Origin of the sequence: Streptomyces sp. NPDC093097, assembly GCF_044754325.1 — a bacterium.
Taxonomy (GTDB): Bacteria; Actinomycetota; Actinomycetes; order Streptomycetales; family Streptomycetaceae; genus Streptomyces.
Genome location: NZ_JBIVOW010000002.1, coordinates 539,928 through 555,419 on the forward strand (window position 1 = coordinate 539,928; position 15,492 = coordinate 555,419).

13 protein-coding genes and 1 rRNA gene are annotated in these 15,492 nt (G+C 72.3%); 8 read left to right on the top strand and 6 right to left on the bottom strand.

Features of this window, described 5'->3' with window-relative positions; genetic code table 11:
• Positions 1-35 precede the first annotated feature (35 nt).
• A complete protein-coding gene (locus ACIQE0_RS05375) occupies positions 36-896 on the bottom strand; it encodes a hypothetical protein (RefSeq protein ID WP_366332249.1) in 861 nt (286 codons plus the stop codon).
• Positions 897-1,069: 173 nt separating this feature from the next.
• Here ACIQE0_RS05375 and ACIQE0_RS05380 point away from each other — a divergent pair, with 173 nt between their 5' ends.
• Together ACIQE0_RS05380 and ACIQE0_RS05385 are read left to right on the top strand one after the other, a co-directional pair.
• The gene (locus ACIQE0_RS05380; protein WP_366332248.1) at positions 1,070-1,240 is read left to right on the top strand and encodes a hypothetical protein; all 171 of its coding nucleotides are present in this window, start codon (positions 1,070-1,072) and stop codon (positions 1,238-1,240) included.
• Between the two features lie 244 nt (positions 1,241-1,484).
• Positions 1,485-3,083, top strand: coding sequence for an FAD-binding oxidoreductase (locus ACIQE0_RS05385; RefSeq protein ID WP_402329208.1), 1,599 nt, complete (start codon positions 1,485-1,487; stop codon positions 3,081-3,083).
• Between the two features lie 109 nt (positions 3,084-3,192).
• Here the strand turns inward: ACIQE0_RS05385 and ACIQE0_RS05390 are convergent, their stop codons facing one another.
• Together ACIQE0_RS05390 and ACIQE0_RS05395 are read right to left on the bottom strand one after the other, a co-directional pair.
• Positions 3,193-3,927: a phosphatase PAP2 family protein gene (locus ACIQE0_RS05390; RefSeq protein WP_402329210.1), complete on the bottom strand. Its 735-nt coding sequence runs from the start codon at positions 3,925-3,927 to the stop codon at positions 3,193-3,195.
• 218 nt (positions 3,928-4,145) lie between these two features.
• On the bottom strand, positions 4,146-5,150 hold the full coding sequence (locus tag ACIQE0_RS05395; protein ID WP_366332245.1) for a bifunctional lytic transglycosylase/C40 family peptidase: 1,005 nt from the start codon (positions 5,148-5,150) through the stop codon (positions 4,146-4,148).
• Between the two features lie 501 nt (positions 5,151-5,651).
• Between ACIQE0_RS05395 and ACIQE0_RS05400 the strand changes: the two genes are divergently transcribed.
• The 6 genes from ACIQE0_RS05400 to ACIQE0_RS05425 all read left to right on the top strand — a co-directional run bounded on the left by ACIQE0_RS05400 (position 5,652) and on the right by ACIQE0_RS05425 (position 13,372).
• Positions 5,652-5,960: a hypothetical protein gene (locus ACIQE0_RS05400; RefSeq protein ID WP_366332244.1), complete on the top strand. Its 309-nt coding sequence runs from the start codon at positions 5,652-5,654 to the stop codon at positions 5,958-5,960.
• A 560-nt stretch (positions 5,961-6,520) separates the two neighbouring features.
• Positions 6,521-7,363 carry a hypothetical protein gene (locus tag ACIQE0_RS05405; RefSeq protein WP_402329213.1) on the top strand — a complete coding sequence of 281 codons (843 nt, stop codon included), beginning with the start codon at positions 6,521-6,523 and terminating at the stop codon, positions 7,361-7,363.
• On the top strand, positions 7,353-8,636 hold the full coding sequence (locus ACIQE0_RS05410) for a hypothetical protein (protein WP_402329215.1): 1,284 nt from the start codon (positions 7,353-7,355) through the stop codon (positions 8,634-8,636). Before ACIQE0_RS05405 ends, ACIQE0_RS05410 begins: the two co-directional genes overlap by 11 nt.
• Positions 8,633-10,198: an SCO6880 family protein gene (locus ACIQE0_RS05415; RefSeq protein ID WP_366332241.1), complete on the top strand. Its 1,566-nt coding sequence runs from the start codon at positions 8,633-8,635 to the stop codon at positions 10,196-10,198. The genes ACIQE0_RS05410 and ACIQE0_RS05415 overlap by 4 nt, the downstream gene beginning before the upstream one ends.
• 46 nt (positions 10,199-10,244) lie before the next feature.
• The gene (locus ACIQE0_RS05420; RefSeq protein ID WP_366332376.1) at positions 10,245-11,714 is read left to right on the top strand and encodes an ATP-binding protein; all 1,470 of its coding nucleotides are present in this window, start codon (positions 10,245-10,247) and stop codon (positions 11,712-11,714) included.
• Positions 11,711-13,372 (top strand): type VI secretion protein, encoded by a 1,662-nt coding sequence (locus ACIQE0_RS05425; RefSeq protein WP_402329217.1) that lies wholly within the window; start codon positions 11,711-11,713, stop codon positions 13,370-13,372. Before ACIQE0_RS05420 ends, ACIQE0_RS05425 begins: the two co-directional genes overlap by 4 nt.
• Before the next feature lie 31 nt (positions 13,373-13,403).
• Here ACIQE0_RS05425 and ACIQE0_RS05430 read toward each other — a convergent pair whose 3' ends face one another.
• The 3 genes from ACIQE0_RS05430 to rrf all read right to left on the bottom strand — a co-directional run bounded on the left by ACIQE0_RS05430 (position 13,404) and on the right by rrf (position 15,347).
• Entirely contained in the window at positions 13,404-14,048 is a 645-nt protein-coding gene (locus ACIQE0_RS05430; protein ID WP_402329219.1) for a TetR/AcrR family transcriptional regulator, read from the bottom strand.
• Positions 14,045-15,106, bottom strand: coding sequence for a saccharopine dehydrogenase (locus ACIQE0_RS05435; RefSeq protein WP_402329221.1), 1,062 nt, complete (start codon positions 15,104-15,106; stop codon positions 14,045-14,047). Before ACIQE0_RS05435 ends, ACIQE0_RS05430 begins: the two co-directional genes overlap by 4 nt.
• Positions 15,107-15,230: 124 nt before the next feature.
• A 5S ribosomal RNA gene (rrf, locus tag ACIQE0_RS05440) occupies positions 15,231-15,347 on the bottom strand.
• Between the last annotated feature and the right edge of the window lie 145 nt (positions 15,348-15,492).

The window sequence follows — 15,492 nt, forward strand, 5'->3', positions numbered from 1 at the left end:
GCCCGGACCGCACGGCCGCGCCCCGGAACGGCGGCCTACGACGTCTCCGAGGCGATCTTCCCGGTGTAGATGTCGCGCCGGTCCGGCAGCCGCACCACGACCTCGGCGCCGAATCCGTACAGCACGGTCGTGGAGGTCACCGCCGCTCCCTTCGGCGCCCCGTTGGCGAACCGGAACCGCTCGCAGACCTTGCGCAGCCGGCCGGCGTCGTCCAGATACGCGTCGAACGGCACCACCGCGGTGGTGAACCCTTTTTCCGCCGCCATCAGCACGGGCCGGTTCCGCGCCGACGCCGCCGCGGCGGCCGCGACCAGGTCGGTCGTCCCGCGGTAGTGCCGCACCGCCACCCCGTCCAGCCGCTCCGCCCCCTGGAACGTCACCTCCCGTGCGCCGCGCAGCAGTTCGGCGGCGGCCAGCGGATCGGTCGCCCCGCCGGTGACCAGATTGCCGTCGGAGAGCGCCGCGGTGTCCACCCGTACCCACTTGTCGGCCGGCACCCCCGCCCCGCGGTTCTTCATGAACAGCGCGCCGGGCGCCAGGATTTCGGTGATCGGCTGGCTGCCCCCGCTGGGCCGGCCCTTCAGATCCGGCAGCACCACCCGCAACTGCCCGCTGCCGGCCGCGAAGTCATAGCCCCCGGTGCCCCGGATCGCCACCCGCGTCCCGCCGCTGACCGTCTCCACCGCCGTCCGCACCCTGGCGGTGCCCGCCCGGACCAACTCCTCGGCGCTGCGCCGCACCTCCACCGCGGCCGCCGCCCGCCCGGGCTCCACCTGGTCGTTCGCCGCGGCACCGTCCGGTGAACAGCCCGTCGTCGCCAGCAGTCCCGCCACCAGACCCGTCCCGCACGCCACGGCCGCGGCGACCGCGCCGCCTCGCCTGTCCTGCACCACCATGCGTACGAGCCCCCTCAGTCGCTCGTGTTCGGGACCGCCTGGGCCGGCCGGTCCGCTCGGGACGGTCGGACGTTCCGCCGCCGGCTCGTCCGACGGTGCGTCGACCGATCCGTTCAACGACCGTGCCGGGGCCCCGTCACGGGGGCGCCACGTGGGGCGCGTAGCGTGGACGGGTGCCTGAAGACCCCGTGCACCGCACCTCCACCTCCGAGCGCGGCTCCTTCTGCCTGGCCCGCTGCGACTGCGGCTGGACCGGGATGGCCCGCCGCGCCCGCTCCCAGGCGCGCACCGACGCCGAGCGCCACCTGGCCGACGCGCGCGGGGCCCACGACCCCGCGCCCTGACGTCCCGTGGAATGACTCCGTCCGTTCCGGGAACCCGCACACCCCGTGCGGCATCTGAGGAGTAAGGGACGCAACAGCACTACTGGGCAACGGACTTCACCCGCGTTACCGGACGGCACCGGCACACGGAGTGCACCGGCCGGGCCCGCCCCGTGCGGCGCCCCCGCACATGCCCCGCGACCACCGGCCGGACCACCGGACGGACCGGGGCCGGACCGTACGACAACAAGGGGGACTCATCCCAGTGAAGCGGCGCACACTCCTGATGGCCGGCGGCGGACTCGCGGCCACCTCGCTCGCCCTGGCGACCGGCTGCGACGAGCCGGGCGGCGGCTCGGCCGCGGCGTCCGCCGGCGGCGGGACCGGGAGCGGGACCGGGAGCGCCATGAGCACCGCGGCCTCCGCCAGGAGCTCCGCCCCGCAGGCCGCCTGGAACGCGCTCGGCAAGGGCCTGGACGGCGATCTGATACGCGCGTCCGACGCCTCCTACGCCGCCGCCCGACGGCTCTACAACACCCGCTTCGACGACCTGAAGCCGTCCGCCATCGCCTACGTCAAGCACCCCGGCGACATCGCCGAGTGCCTGGCCTTCGCCCGCCGTTACAACGCCCCGCTCGCCATCCGCAGCGGCGGCCACTCCTACGCGGGCTTCTCCAGCGGCAACGGCAAGCTCGTCATCGACGTCTCGGCGCTCGACAAGGTCGGCGCGCCGTCCGGCGGCACCACCCGGATCGGCGCCGGCGCCAAGCTCATCGACGTCTACGAGGGGCTGGCCCCGCACGGCGTCACGCTCCCCGGCGGCTCCTGCCCCACCGTCGGGATATCCGGCCTGACGCTCGGCGGCGGCCACGGCGTGGTCTCCCGGGCGTACGGGCTGACCTGCGACAGCCTGGTCGGCGCCACCGTCGTCACCGCGGACGGCAAGACCGTCGACTGCGACGCCGGCCACCACCCCGACCTCTTCTGGGCGCTGCGCGGCGCCGGCAACGGCAACTTCGGCGTGGTCACCGAACTCCGCTTCCGCACCCACCCGGCGCCCCGCGCGGTGATGGCGTACATGACCTGGCCGTGGGCCAAGGCCGCGGCGGTGCTGGGCTCCTGGCAGAAGTGGGGCCCGAGCCAGGCCGACGAGATATGGTCCGCCGCCCACTTCGACGCCCGCCCCGGCAACACCCCGGCCGTCTCCGTCGCGGCCTTCTCCCTCGGCAGCTACCACGACCTCCAAAACGCCGTGGACAAGCTCGCCGACCAGCCCGGCGGCCCCGGCCCGGCCACCCACGTCAGCCTCACCCCGATCGGCTACCTGGACGCGATGGAGGCGTACGCGGGCTGCTCGAAGAAGTCCACCGCCCAGTGCCATATGCCGGGCACGCTGCCCGGCCACACCGGCGAGGGGGCGCTGGGCCGGGAGACCTACGCCGCCCGCTCGCACTTCTTCGACCGCCCGCTGACCGCGGCCGGCATCCAGACCCTGCTCGCCCAGATCGAGGCCGGCGGCCGCAAGGGCGTCACCGGCAACGTCGCGCTCACCGCGCTGGGCGGCGCCATCAACCGCGTGGGCGCCGGCGACACCGCCTTCGTCCACCGCAACTCGCGCTTCCTCGCCCAGTACCTGGCCTCCTGGCCGGCCGGCGGTTCCGGCGCCACCCGCACCGCCTGGCTGAACGGCTTCCACGGCGCGATGCACCGCCACTCCTCGGGCGCCGCCTACCAGAACTACACCGACCCCGGCCTGTCCGACTGGAAGTCCGCCTACTACGGGACGGCCGCCGCCCGCCTCGACAAGGTCAAGCAGACCTACGACCCGCAGCGGCTGTTCAGCACCTTCGCGCAGGCCCTCTGACCCGCCGGAAGCGCCTACCGAACGGCGATGGCCCGGCCCTCCCGCAAAGGGGGGCCGGGCCATCGCCCTACGCTCCGTCAGACCGCCCGGCCGTCAAACCGTCGGACCGTCAGGCCGCCAGGTCCTTGTCCCGCTCGTCGAGGCGGCACGGCGCCGGCTCGGCGGTCACCACCGGACCCGGCCGCGGCTCCGCGCCGCGCGCGGCCGCCGCCGGCTCCGCCGGCCGCCCCGGTGCCCGCACCAGCCATGCCACCGGCGACCGGCCGACGGCCGTCATCAGCGGCACCAGCACCGCCTGCGCGAGCGGCGCCAGCAGCAGCGCGACGGCGGTGCCGAGGGCGAACCCGCCGACCACGTCGGTCGGGTAGTGGACGCCCAGGTAGACCCGGCAGAAGCCTTCGAGCAGCGCCAGCCCGATGCCGACCAGCCCGAAGCGGCGGTGCGCGACGAAGAGCCCGACGCCGACGGCCATGGTGAGCGTGGCGTGGTCGCTGACGAACGAGAAGTCCGTCTTCCCCGGGATCAGCACCGCGAGGCCGGCATGGTCCTTGAACGGCCGCGGCCGCTCGACGAACCCGCGGATCGGGACGTTGACCAGCAGCGCCAGCCCGGCGGCCAGCGGCGCCCAGACCAGCCCGGCGATCGCGGCCGGCCCCCCCTCGTGCCGGCGGCGGGCGGTCCACCAGGCGACCAGGCACAGCACCGCGAGGGCGGCGACGATGCCGTACTCACCGAGGAACTCCATCGCACGGTTCACCCACTGCGGGGCGCCCTTCGCGAGGCCGTTGATGCCGTCGAGCACGTCGACGTCGGGGTTCGGCCCCTCGAATGCGAGTCCAGCCATCTACCGTGGCCCCTTAATCTTCTGCGCGCATGAGCGCCGCCTACGTGCTACCAACCCCCGTTGCCGATCCGTGTGGCCGTGAAGCGCGTGCCGCCGGGAGGGCGCATACGTTCCCACGCCGGGGGAACGCACTGCCGCCCGCCGGCGTTCCACCCTCCACGGGATGATCACCAGGACGTTATCGAAGCTTGACACCTCATCGCAGTTCAGGATGACGGTCAACCGTCCTTCCCCGTGGGGAGCGCTTTTGCGCCATCGGACGTCACGCGGGTGGCGCCGATGTAGTCGGGCGTATCGATCTTGTCGAAGCGGATCACCGCCCCGGTGTACGGAGCGTTGATCATGTACCCGCCGCCCACGTAGATGCCCACGTGGTGGATGGACCGCGGGTCGTTCAGATCGTTGGCGAAGAACACCAGGTCGCCGGGGAGGAGTTCGTCCCGCTTCGGGTGCGGGCCGGCGTTCCACTGGTCGTTGGCCACCCGCGGCAGCCCTATGTGCACCGACTCGTACGCGGCCTTGGTCAGCCCGGAGCAGTCGAACCGGCCGCCCTGGTCCGCGGTGCCGTTGCCGCCCCACAGGTAGGGCGTGCCGAGCTTCTCCTGGGCGTAGTAGATGGCGGCCGCGGCCTGCCGGGAGGGCGCCACCGGGGCGATCGGCGCCTCGAAGCTCTTGGCCAGCGTCGTGATGGTCTTCACGTAGTTCTGCGTCTCGCCGTACGGCGGCACCCCGTTGTACTGGATGACCCGGTACGCACCGGCGTTGTACGCGGCGAGCATGTTCGCGGTGGCGTCGCCCGGCGCGTCCTTCACATAGCGGGCCAGTTCGCAGTCGTAGGAGGCGGCGGAGGGGATCGCGTCCTCCGGGTCCCAGATGTCCTTCTTGCCGTCGCCGTTGCCGTCGATGCCGTGGGTGGCCCAGGTCCCGGGGATGAACTGCGCTATGCCGCGGGCGTCAGCGGGGCTCTGCGCGTGCGGGTTCCAGCCGCTCTCCTGATAGAGCTGCGCCGCGAGCAGCGCCGGACTGATGGCCGGGCAGAGCGTGCCCCACTTCTGCACCAGCGACTGGTACGCGGCCGGCACCGCGCCCTTGGCCAGCCCGACCGCCCGGCCGGTGGCCCCCGCCAGCCCGGCCGCCGCCCCGTACGTACCGATCACAAGCAGCCCGACCAGGCAGAGCATCAGCCCCACCCCGAGCCCGCTGGCCACCCAGAATTTCCGCACCCCACAACCCTCCCCCATTCAGGCCCGGTTCACAGCCCCTTCTCCGGCCTCTGTGCGCGTTCCCGCCGCATCACGGCGCACGGACCGGCGCACGGGGCGCTTCGAACGGTGTGCGATTCGCGTCACATCCACGTTCCGTCACCGTCGTTGACCGCCGCCCCACCGGTCCGCCGGCCCCCACCGGCCCGCTCCCCACCAGTACACACCGCATACACCCGGCACACCGCCCCGGGGCCCCGCCCGCGCTCCCCGTACGGTCGTTCACCGCCCCTGACGGCCCCCGACAGTCATTGCCCGGCGTTATCGCCCGTGATACACACGGTGGAACAGAGGGAACTGACGGGTCGTGATGCGTGCCGCGCGCACGACTTTCCACCAGATCCGTCGAAGAAAGCCGCCGAGTCGACATCCGATGGCGTCTTTGTCGGCGAAGATAGAGACTGCAACCGTGCCGTGCGGCACGACCAGCCAACTATCCATGAAGGGGCGGTGAGTTCACACATGTTCATTGCAGCCCAAAAGGGCGACATCACCACCATCATCGGCGGAATCGCCCCGGACTGGGGGCCGTTCGGCACCCTGGGTAACGAGGCTCGTGTGATGGTCCAGGTCATCATGGCCGTGGCGATCCTGATCTGCCTCGGCATCGCCATCTGGGGCGCCGCCAAGCAGCGCATCGGCGCCACCGCGCTGCGCGACACCTTCAGCGCCGAGCAGGGCAAGGGCCTGATCGTGGCCGGCCTCACCGGGGTCTTCATCATCGGCTCACTGGGCACGCTGTTCACCATCGTCTACGGCATGGCCGTCTAGCGGCGCGCACGGTCCGGCGGCCCGACGTCCGGCCGCGGGCCGACCCGGGCGCCCGGCGGCGCGCTCACCATCCCTGATCCCTGCCCGCCCCCGCCGGCCGGCACACCGCGCACGTCGGCACGCGCGCGTCCCGGCGCCGCCCCGTGTGCGCCCCCGCCCGTCCCCCTCCGCCCTGCCGTGCCCTTCCGTACCCCCACGAGTCCCACCCCCTGCCCGAGGCCCCATGCTGACGCCCACTCACCCTGGTTCGCGGGGCCCTGAGCCGCGCCGCGCCCATGCCCGTCACCAGCGGGCCGATTGGGCTGCCCGCGTCGCGGGGACAGGTGGTTCCGGAGACCAGCAGGCCGCCGCGGCGGGCGCCGGACGGACGAGGGGCACAAACCGCCCAGAGTCCCCCATTCGCCCCTGCCGCCCAGCAACTGAGGAACCGTCACGGTGAGATGTACTCGTACCACTTCACCCGAGCCGCCGCCCACGCGGCTACGGTCATATGAAGGCGGCACACCAACGGCACGGACGGCGAGGGCGGCGGCGATGGCGGCAGAGGGGGCACAGGCGCGATGAGTATCGGCGACGACGGGGGCTACGGCGACGGCCGCACCGGCCAGACCAGGACCAGACTCCCCGACAGCGAGAGCGACACCTACGGAACGCCCCGCCGCACCCGGTCCACCCTCTCCAGCCGCAACCTCATCACGGTCGTCGGCGTGGTCGTCCTGCTGATCGCGGCCATCGCCTTCGCCAACCGCGGCGGCAGCGGCAACAGCGAGACGGACACCGGCTCTTCCGGCTCCACCACGGACCAGGCCGCGGCCCAGCCGACCGCCCCCACCGGCACCAAGCCGGTCACCGGCAAGACCGGAAGCATCGCCTCCGGCTTCCCGAAGACCGAACAGGGGGCCCAGTCAGCGGCGGCCAACTATGTGGTGGCGCTGAGCTCCAGCGCCATGTTCAACCGCGACCAGCGGCACCAGGTCGTCGGCACCGTCATGGCGCCGTCGGCCGTCGAGACCGTCCAGGGCAAGCTCGACAGCCTCTACTCCCCGCAGTTCTTCAAGAACGCCGGGCTGAAGGCGGACGGCACCGCCCCGGCGGGGATGACGTTCGTCTACCGCACCATCCCGGTCGGCACCAAGACCACGGCCTTCTCCGCCTCCGAGGCGACCGTCGAGGTGTGGTGCACCGGCCTGCTGGGCCTGGCCGGCGAGGGCTCCACCCGTCCGGTCACCACGAACTGGGGCACCTTCACCATGAAGCTGACCTGGACCGGCGACGACTGGAAGACGCTCAGCTACACGCAGAAGAACGGTCCGGCGCCGGTCAGCGGTGACGTCCCCGCGTCCGGCGCGAAGGAGATCGCGGGAGCGGTCGCAGGGTACGGAGGTTTCACCTATGCCCGGTAATCCGCTCGGTCGGCGCACGCTGTCCCGCGTGTCCGTGGTGGTGGCCCTGCAAACCTGGGCGGTCCTCTTCGCGACCCGGGCCTTCGCCGACCCCAGTCCGAAGCCCTCCGGGGACACCTGCGACCTCGTCCCCGGCGCGGCCAAGCAGTTCTGCGAGAACGGCGACAAGGCCGGCACCGGCAGCGGCCCCAAACTGCCGACGGACAACCCCCTCGACAACAACCCCCTCGACCCCCTCGGCTCCCTCGCCAAGGGCTGCGCCAAAGCCGCCGCCTGGATCGTCGACAAGCTGTCGGACGCCGTGAAGGCCACCTCCCAGGTGGACTTCACCAACTCCGCGTTCCTGCGGCAGTACGCGGTGGTCTTCGCCGCGTCCACGGTGCTCACGCTCGTACTGTGGCTGCTCGCCGTCGCCAAGCGGGCCGTGCGGGGCGTGCGGCTCACGGAGGCGATCAGCGAGGCGGTCGGGTTCCTGTGGCTGACGGTGCTGGCCTCCGCGTTCACGCCGTTGATCCTCTACACGGTGGTGTCGGCGACCGACGGCGTCACCGAGATCATCGCCAAGGGGACGGGGGCGCAGACCGACGCGTTCTTCGGGGGGTTCTCGCAGGCGCTGACCAAGGGGACGGACATCGGCGGCGGCCCGATCATGCTGATCGTGGTGTCGCTGGTGTCCGTGCTGGCCGCCGGTGTGCTGTGGCTGGAACTGGTCATCCGGGCCGCGCTGCTGTACGTCGGCGCGCTGCTGGGGACCGTGGTGTACGCCGGGCTGGTCGACAAGAACATGTGGGGGCACGTCCGCCGCTGGGCCGGGATCATGATCGCGGTGATCCTGGTGAAACCGGTGATCGTGATCGTGCTCGGCGTCGCCGGGGCGCTCTCCGGCGACAAGGGGCCGAACGCCTTCTCCGCCGTGGTGTCCGGGCTCGCCATCATCATCCTGGCGATCTTCGCCAGCGCGGTGATCTACCGCTTCGTACCGGGCTTCGGGGACGAGATGATCTCGGCCCGGACGAGCAAGGGCCGGGCCACCGACGGCAGCCAGGCCGCCGCCATGATCTCCTCGCCCGCCGCACTGGTGTCGCAGGGCATCAAGACGCACAGTTCCCGCCGGTCGGGCGGGGACGACGGCGGCTCCTCGGGCGGCCAGTCCCGGCAGGCCGACGCGGTGGCCGGCGGGGTCGCCGCCCACGGCTCCCGCTCGTCCGCGACGGCACCGGCCCCCCGGACGAAGCCCGGCACCGGCAAGACCCCTGGAGGTGAGGGACGTTGAGCACACCGTCCCAGTCGATCGCGCCGCGGCGCACGTATCTGATCGGCCGCGCCCGGCCCAACGCCGTCATCGGCAAGAACCGGGAGACCGGCGAGGTCGCGCTGATCATCGTCGGCGCGTTCCTCGGGATGATGTGCGGGCTGCTGCTGGACTCGCTGCCGCTCAAGATCGCCTCGCTGACGGGCTTCCCGCTGCTGGGGCTGGCCGTGGTCTACGTGCCGTACCGGGGGCGCACGTACTACAAGTGGTTCGAGATCCGGCGGAGTTTCCGCCGAACCGTGCGCAAGGGAGGAGCGGTGTACCGCTCCTCGGCCATCGAAGCCGGCGTACGGCTGGACGGGAGTGAAGTGGAGATCGGGCCGCCGCCCGGCATCGGGCGGATCAGTTGGCTGTCGGCGCCGTTCGGGCCGGACGAGATCGCGGTGCTGCTGCACGCCGACCGGCGGACGGTGACCGCGGCGATCGAGATCGAGGGGCCGGGCGTCGGCCTGCGGGACAGCGAGGACCAGGAGGCGCTGGTCGACCGGTTCGGCACGCTGCTCAAGCACGTCGCCAACGGGGACGGCTTCGTGACGCGGCTCCAGATGCTGGCGCGCACGCTGCCCGCCGACCCGGACGCGCACGCCAAGGACGTCGCCCAGCGCGGGGACGCGGGCTCCCCGGGCTGGCTCCAGGATTCCTACGACCAGTTGCAGTCGATGGTGTCGACCTCGTCCGAGCAGCACCGGGCCTATCTGGTCGCCTGCATGCACTACAACCGCGAGCTGGCCGCCGAGGCGGTCACCATGGCCCGGGCCGCGGCCGCCCAGCGCGGCGGGCTGCTCCGCCGCAAGCTGGACCGGGACGCCGGGCTGGCGGTGGTGATGGCCCGTGAGCTGACCGACATCTGCGCCCGACTGACGGAGGCGGACATCCGGGTCCGCCAGCCCCTCGGGCAGGCCCGGCTGGCCTCCCTGGTGCACTCCATGTACGACCCGGACCACCCCATCGACCACATCCAGGCGATGAGCCAGCGCAACGCCTGGCCGGCCGAACTGGACGCGACCGCGCCGACGTACCTCCAGGCCAAGACCCGGGAGTCCTCGACGCGGGCGCCCTGGTGCCACGCCACCGCCTGGGTCAAGGAGTGGCCGCTGACCCCGGTGGGCGTCAACTTCCTCGCGCCGCTGCTGGTCCACACCCCGGACGTGATCCGCACGGTCGCGGTCTGCATGGACCTGGAGCCCACCGAGGTGGCCATCGAGCGGATGCTGACGGAGAAGACCAACGACGACGCCGAGGCCAGCCGCGCGGCGAAGATGAACCGGGTGGTGGACCCGCGGGACGTGGCGCACCACGGCCGGGTGGACCAGCGCGGCGAGGACCTGGCGTCCGGCGCGGCCGGCGTCAACCTCGTCGGCTACCTCACCGTCTCGTCGCGTTCGCCCGAGGCGCTGGCCCGCGACAAGCGGACCATCCGGGCCTCGGCGGGCAAGTCCTACCTCAAGCTGGAGTGGTGCGACCGCGAGCACCACCGGGCGTTCGTGAACACCCTGCCGTTCGCGACCGGTATCCGCCGCTAACGCCGCCAACGCCGCTTAAGCCCTGGGAGGCGCGTACGTCATGGCCATGTTCGATCCGCTCGGTGCCCTCACCGAAGCCTTCACCAGCTTCCTGTACGGGAAGGTGGAGACGACACGGCTGCCCGTACGCACCTCCACCGGCCAGGCCCAGGCGGTCTACCTGCCGACGGCGGCACCCGGCCTCGGCGACTCGGGCGTGATCATCGGGCGCGAGGTGTACTCCGGCAAGGGCTACATCTACGACCCGTTCCAGCTCTACGGGCAGCAGCTCCCGGCACCGCACTGGCTGGTGCTCGGCGAGTCCGGCAACGGCAAGTCCGCGCTGGAGAAGACCTATGTGCTGCGGCAGCTGCGGTTTCGCGACCGGCAGGTCGTGGTGCTCGACGCACAGGGCGAGGACGGCGTCGGCGAGTGGAACCTCATCGCCCAGGAGCTGGGGATAACGCCCATCCGGCTGGACCCGACGGCCGCGCTCAACGGCGGGATCCGGCTCAACCCGCTCGACCCCTCGATCACCACCACCGGCCAGCTGGCGCTGCTCCGGACGATCATCGAGGTCGCCATGGGGCGCGGCCTGGACGAGCGCGCCGGCTTCGCCCTGAAGGTCGCGCACGCGGCGGTGCTCAGCCAGTACGAGGAGGCGGACGCCCGCGCGGACGAGGCCGGCCGCACCCCCCGCCCCGCCCGGCAGCCGGTGCTCTCCGACATCGTCGAGCAGCTCCGGCACCCCGAGCCGGCCTCCGCGGAGGCGATGAACGTCGACATAGACGACGTCCGCGCCTGGGGCCTGGACGTGGCGCTGGTGCTGGACCGGCTGGTCGACGGCGACCTGCGCGGCATGTTCGACGGCCCGACCACGGCCGGTATCGACCTGGACGCGCCGCTGATCGTCTTCGACCTCTCGCACATCGACCGGAACTCCATCGCGATGCCGATCCTCATGGCGATCGTCGGCGTCTGGCTGGAGCACACCTGGATCCGCCCGGACCGCAAGAAGCGGATCTTCCTGGTCGAAGAGGCCTGGCACATCATCAACTCCCCGTTCGTGGCCCAGCTCTTCCAGCGCCTGCTGAAGTTCGGCCGCCGGCTGGGCCTGTCGTTCGTGGCCGTCGTCCACCACCTCAGCGACGTGGTGGACGGGGCGGCCGCGCGGGAGGCCGCGGCGATCCTGAAGATGGCGTCCACCCGGACCATCTACGCCCAGAAGGCCGACGAGGCGCGCGCCACCGGCCAGGTACTGGGGCTGCCGCGCTGGGCGGTGGAGATCATTCCAACCCTGACCCCGGGCATCGCCGTCTGGGACGTCAACGGCAACGTCCAGGTGGTCAAGCACCTCATCACCGAGGCCGAGCGCCCGCTGGTCTACACCGACCGGGCGATGACCGAGTCGGCCTCCCTGCCGACGGACGAGGCGCGCGCGCTCGCGCTGGCGGCGGACGCCGAGGCCGAGGCGCGCGCCGAAGCCATCGCGCTGGAACGGCAGTTGCGGGACGAGTCGAGCGAGACGGTGGCGTGACGCGCGGATACGACGAGGACGGATACGACCGCGGCTACGGCCGGGCGGACGGCCGCGGCCGCGGTCCCTACGACGGCCGGGGCACCGGCCGGGACGACGATCGCGGCGGCGGCCGCCCCAGGAGCCGGGGCATCCCCGACGCGCTGCTGGTCGGGCTGATCGGCTTCCTGCTCGGCCTGACCCTGGTGGTGTGGACGGCGACGGGCCTGTCGGGGCTGCTGGCGCACGGCAGTTGGCCGACCGGCGTGACGTTCGGCGGTACGCCGCTGGCGCTGCCGCACCTGGTCGCCGCGCCGCAGGACGTCGCGGGAGCCTGGCCCGCGGCCCCGAAGGGCCAGCTGTCCGGCTACGGCCTGTTCTGGGGCCTGTTCGTCGGCGAACTGATGCTCCTGCTGGTGCTGGCGATCTTCACCCTGGGCACGGTGACGCGGTACCGGTCCGTACGAGCGGCGCGACGGGCCCAGCAGCGGGCGCAGCGGGCCGACCCCGGCCCGCGCAGGGAGCCGGCTCCCGCGACGCCGCAGACGCCCGCGGAGACGGCCGTGCCGCCCGCCCCGCAGGTCCCGGCAGCCACCCCGCACACCCCGGCGGCCCCGGACTCCACGGTGGCGCCACAGACCGCGGTGGCCCCCTCCGCCCCCCAGACACCACCAGCGGCCACCGCCCCGCTCCCCGAGCAGCCCGCCACCGCGTCCCCGGCACCCGCCGCCCCGACCCCCGAACCGGCCGCGACCCGGCTCCGGTTCGGCACCGACCGGTCCGCCCACCGCGCCGCGGCACTGGCCGCCGCCACCGCCGCCCCCGGCCCCCTGGTCGTCGCCACCACCGACCCCGTCCTGTGGGCCGAGACCAAGGACGCCCGCGCCAAGCTGGGCCCGGTGCTGGCCTACGACCCCACGCACCGCCTCGACACCCCGGCCCGGCTGCGCTGGTCGCCCACCTCCGGCTGCGAGGACCTCGCCACCGCCACCACCCGGGCCGCCGCCCTGCTCGCTCCGGTCCGCCCGGCCGGCTCCCTGGACTCGGCCCTCGCGAACGCCGCACAGACCCTGCTGCGCTGCTGGCTGCACGCCGCCGCGCTGGACGGCCGCCCGTTCCGCCAGCTGCACCGCTGGGCGCACGCCGCCGGCGGCGCCCAGGAGCCGGTCCGCATCCTGCGCACCAACCCCAAGGCGTCCGGCGGCCAGGCCGGCGAACTGGAGTCGGTGCTCACCGCGCACACCGAACGCCGCGAGATGGCAAAGGAGTTGGTCGGCCGCGCGCTCACCGCACTCTCCTCGGTCCACCTCCGCGACGCCAGCAATCCGCTGCGATCCGATGCGCTCGCCCTTGAATCATTCGTCGCCGAGGGGGGAACGCTCTACCTGGTGGGCGAGTCCCTGGAGGACCCGCGCACCGATCCGGGTGCGATGCCCCTGCTCACCGCACTCCTCTCGCACGTGGTCGAGCACGGCCGCCGCATGGCCGAACGGTCATCCGCCGGTCGGCTCGACCCACCACTCACCCTCGTCCTGGACGACATCGCCGCGCTCGCCCCGCTGCCCGCCCTGCCGGAGCTCCTCCGGACGGGCCAGGACCGCGGCCTGCCGACCCTGGCCACCATGCGCTCCCAGGAACAGGCCCGCGCCCGCTGGCCACAGGACTTCACCTCGGCCTGACGCTCCCCGCCGGCACCGCCCTCATCGCCGGTCAGTCCCGGAGCAACCCCACCGCCTGACGCACGAGTTGCTCATCCATCGCGCTCGTCCGGCTTCCCGCGATCCCCGACCGCATCAGGGCCGCCCCCTCGACCAACGCCACAAACGTCTCGGCCCGCGCCCGGCACACCTCGGCGGACCACTCCGGCCGCCCCTGCCGCACGAACGCCTCCACATGGGCCACGTACTTCCGGTAGAACTCCCGGACCACCGCGGCGATGTCCTCGTCCCGCGCCGCCAGCGCCCACACCTCGACATACAGCCGGACCAGCCGGGGATCCTCCTGCTCGGCCAGCACCACCGCCACCACCTCGGCGGCGTCCACCCGGCCCCCCTCCGCCCCGTCGACGGCCGGCGGGTCTTCCTGCCGCACCCGCAGCCCGGTCATCTCCGCCAACCGCTCCAGCGAACGCTCCAACGCCCGCTCCAGCACTGCCTTCACCAACTCCGCCCGGGTCGGGAAGTAGTGCTGGAGATGCCCGACCCGCACCCCCGCCTCACCGGCGATGGCCCGCAGCGACGCCTCCGCGTTGCCCTTGGCGATCAGCACGGCCTCCGCGGCGTCCAGCAGACTCGTCCGCCGCAGGCTGCCCTGCCGCGTCAACTGCGGCCTACCGCCGCCCTTCTCCTCACTCATGACACCTCAACCTCCACCCCTGCCTTCTCCAACGCACCGACCACACCCTCCGGCACCGGCGTCATCTCAGGAAACGCCACCCCATCCGGCGCCACCGCACCATCCGCCCCCAACACCCTCCGCAGCCCCAACAGCCCACCCACCGCGGTCAGATGAGCCTGCCCCGCGTCATCCCTGACCACCGCGGTACGCCGCTCCCCGCCCCGCCCACGCACATCGATCCGCAGCAACGCACAGCCCCCCTCCCCCGGCGCGTACAGCATCGCCCGACGCACCTTCTCGAACCTCGCGCCCCGCCCCCACCGGAAGAACCCGGTCCTCTTCAACGCCAGCAACGACGACGTCGACGCGTTCGCGCTGAACCCGATCCGGGTGACCGCGGTGTCCAGCCCCAGCACCAACGGCAGGGTGAACTGCTCCGGCGTGTCGATCCGCGCCACCTTCGTCCGATGCCCACCGATCTCCACGAACCCGGCGCCGCTCAACGGCATGACCATCCGCCGCTCGCCACTCTCGGTGACCTCGTAGTCCAGCCCCAGCCGGTCCATGAACTCCACCGAGTCGGCGCCGGCCCGGTCCTTCAGGTCGTACCGGATCGCGACCTGCGCCTCGGACGCCCCGCCCAACTCGGCCGCCAGCGCCGCCCCGACCAGCGCGCTCACCCCGCCCATCCAACTCGACGACAACAGCACCGGCGCCTTCGGCGGATCGACCGCGGCGACCGCCAGGGCCCGCTGCATCCGCGCCGTCCACCGCGTGATGTCCACATACGGCACCCCACCCCGCAGTGCCGCCGACAGCACCCGGTCCGCCGGATCGTTCACCGCACTGATCACGGCCCGCACCTTCGCCGAGAACGGCTCCGGATCCGCCAGATCCCAACGCCGTACCTCCGCCCCCACCTCATCGGCCAGCCCCCGCCCCCGCTCGGGCGTCCGCCCGGTCAACACCAACGGCCACGAGGCAGCGGCAAGCCGCGCCAGCTCTCCGCCGACGGTCCCATAACCGCCGACAACGAGCACCGGACCCGTCACGTCTAACTGAAGGTCATCATCCACACCCCAGAGACTAGGTCACGTGACCTAACGACTCAACACCCCACCACAGACTCAATAGGACACAAACGCAAAAAAGCTCCGTTCCCCGAGACGAATCTCGGGGAACGGAGCTTTATCAAAAGGAGTTCGGCGGCGTCCTACTCTCCCACAGGGTCCCCCCTGCAGTACCATCGGCGCTGAAAGGCTTAGCTTCCGGGTTCGGAATGTAACCGGGCGTTTCCCTAACGCTAAAACCACCGAAACACTATGAAACACTAAACAACCGTTGGTCTGTTCGTGGCTTCAGAACCAACACAGTGGACGCGAGCAACTGAGGACAAGCCCTCGGCCTATTAGTACCAGTCAACTCCACACCTTACGATGCTTCCATATCTGGCCTATCAACC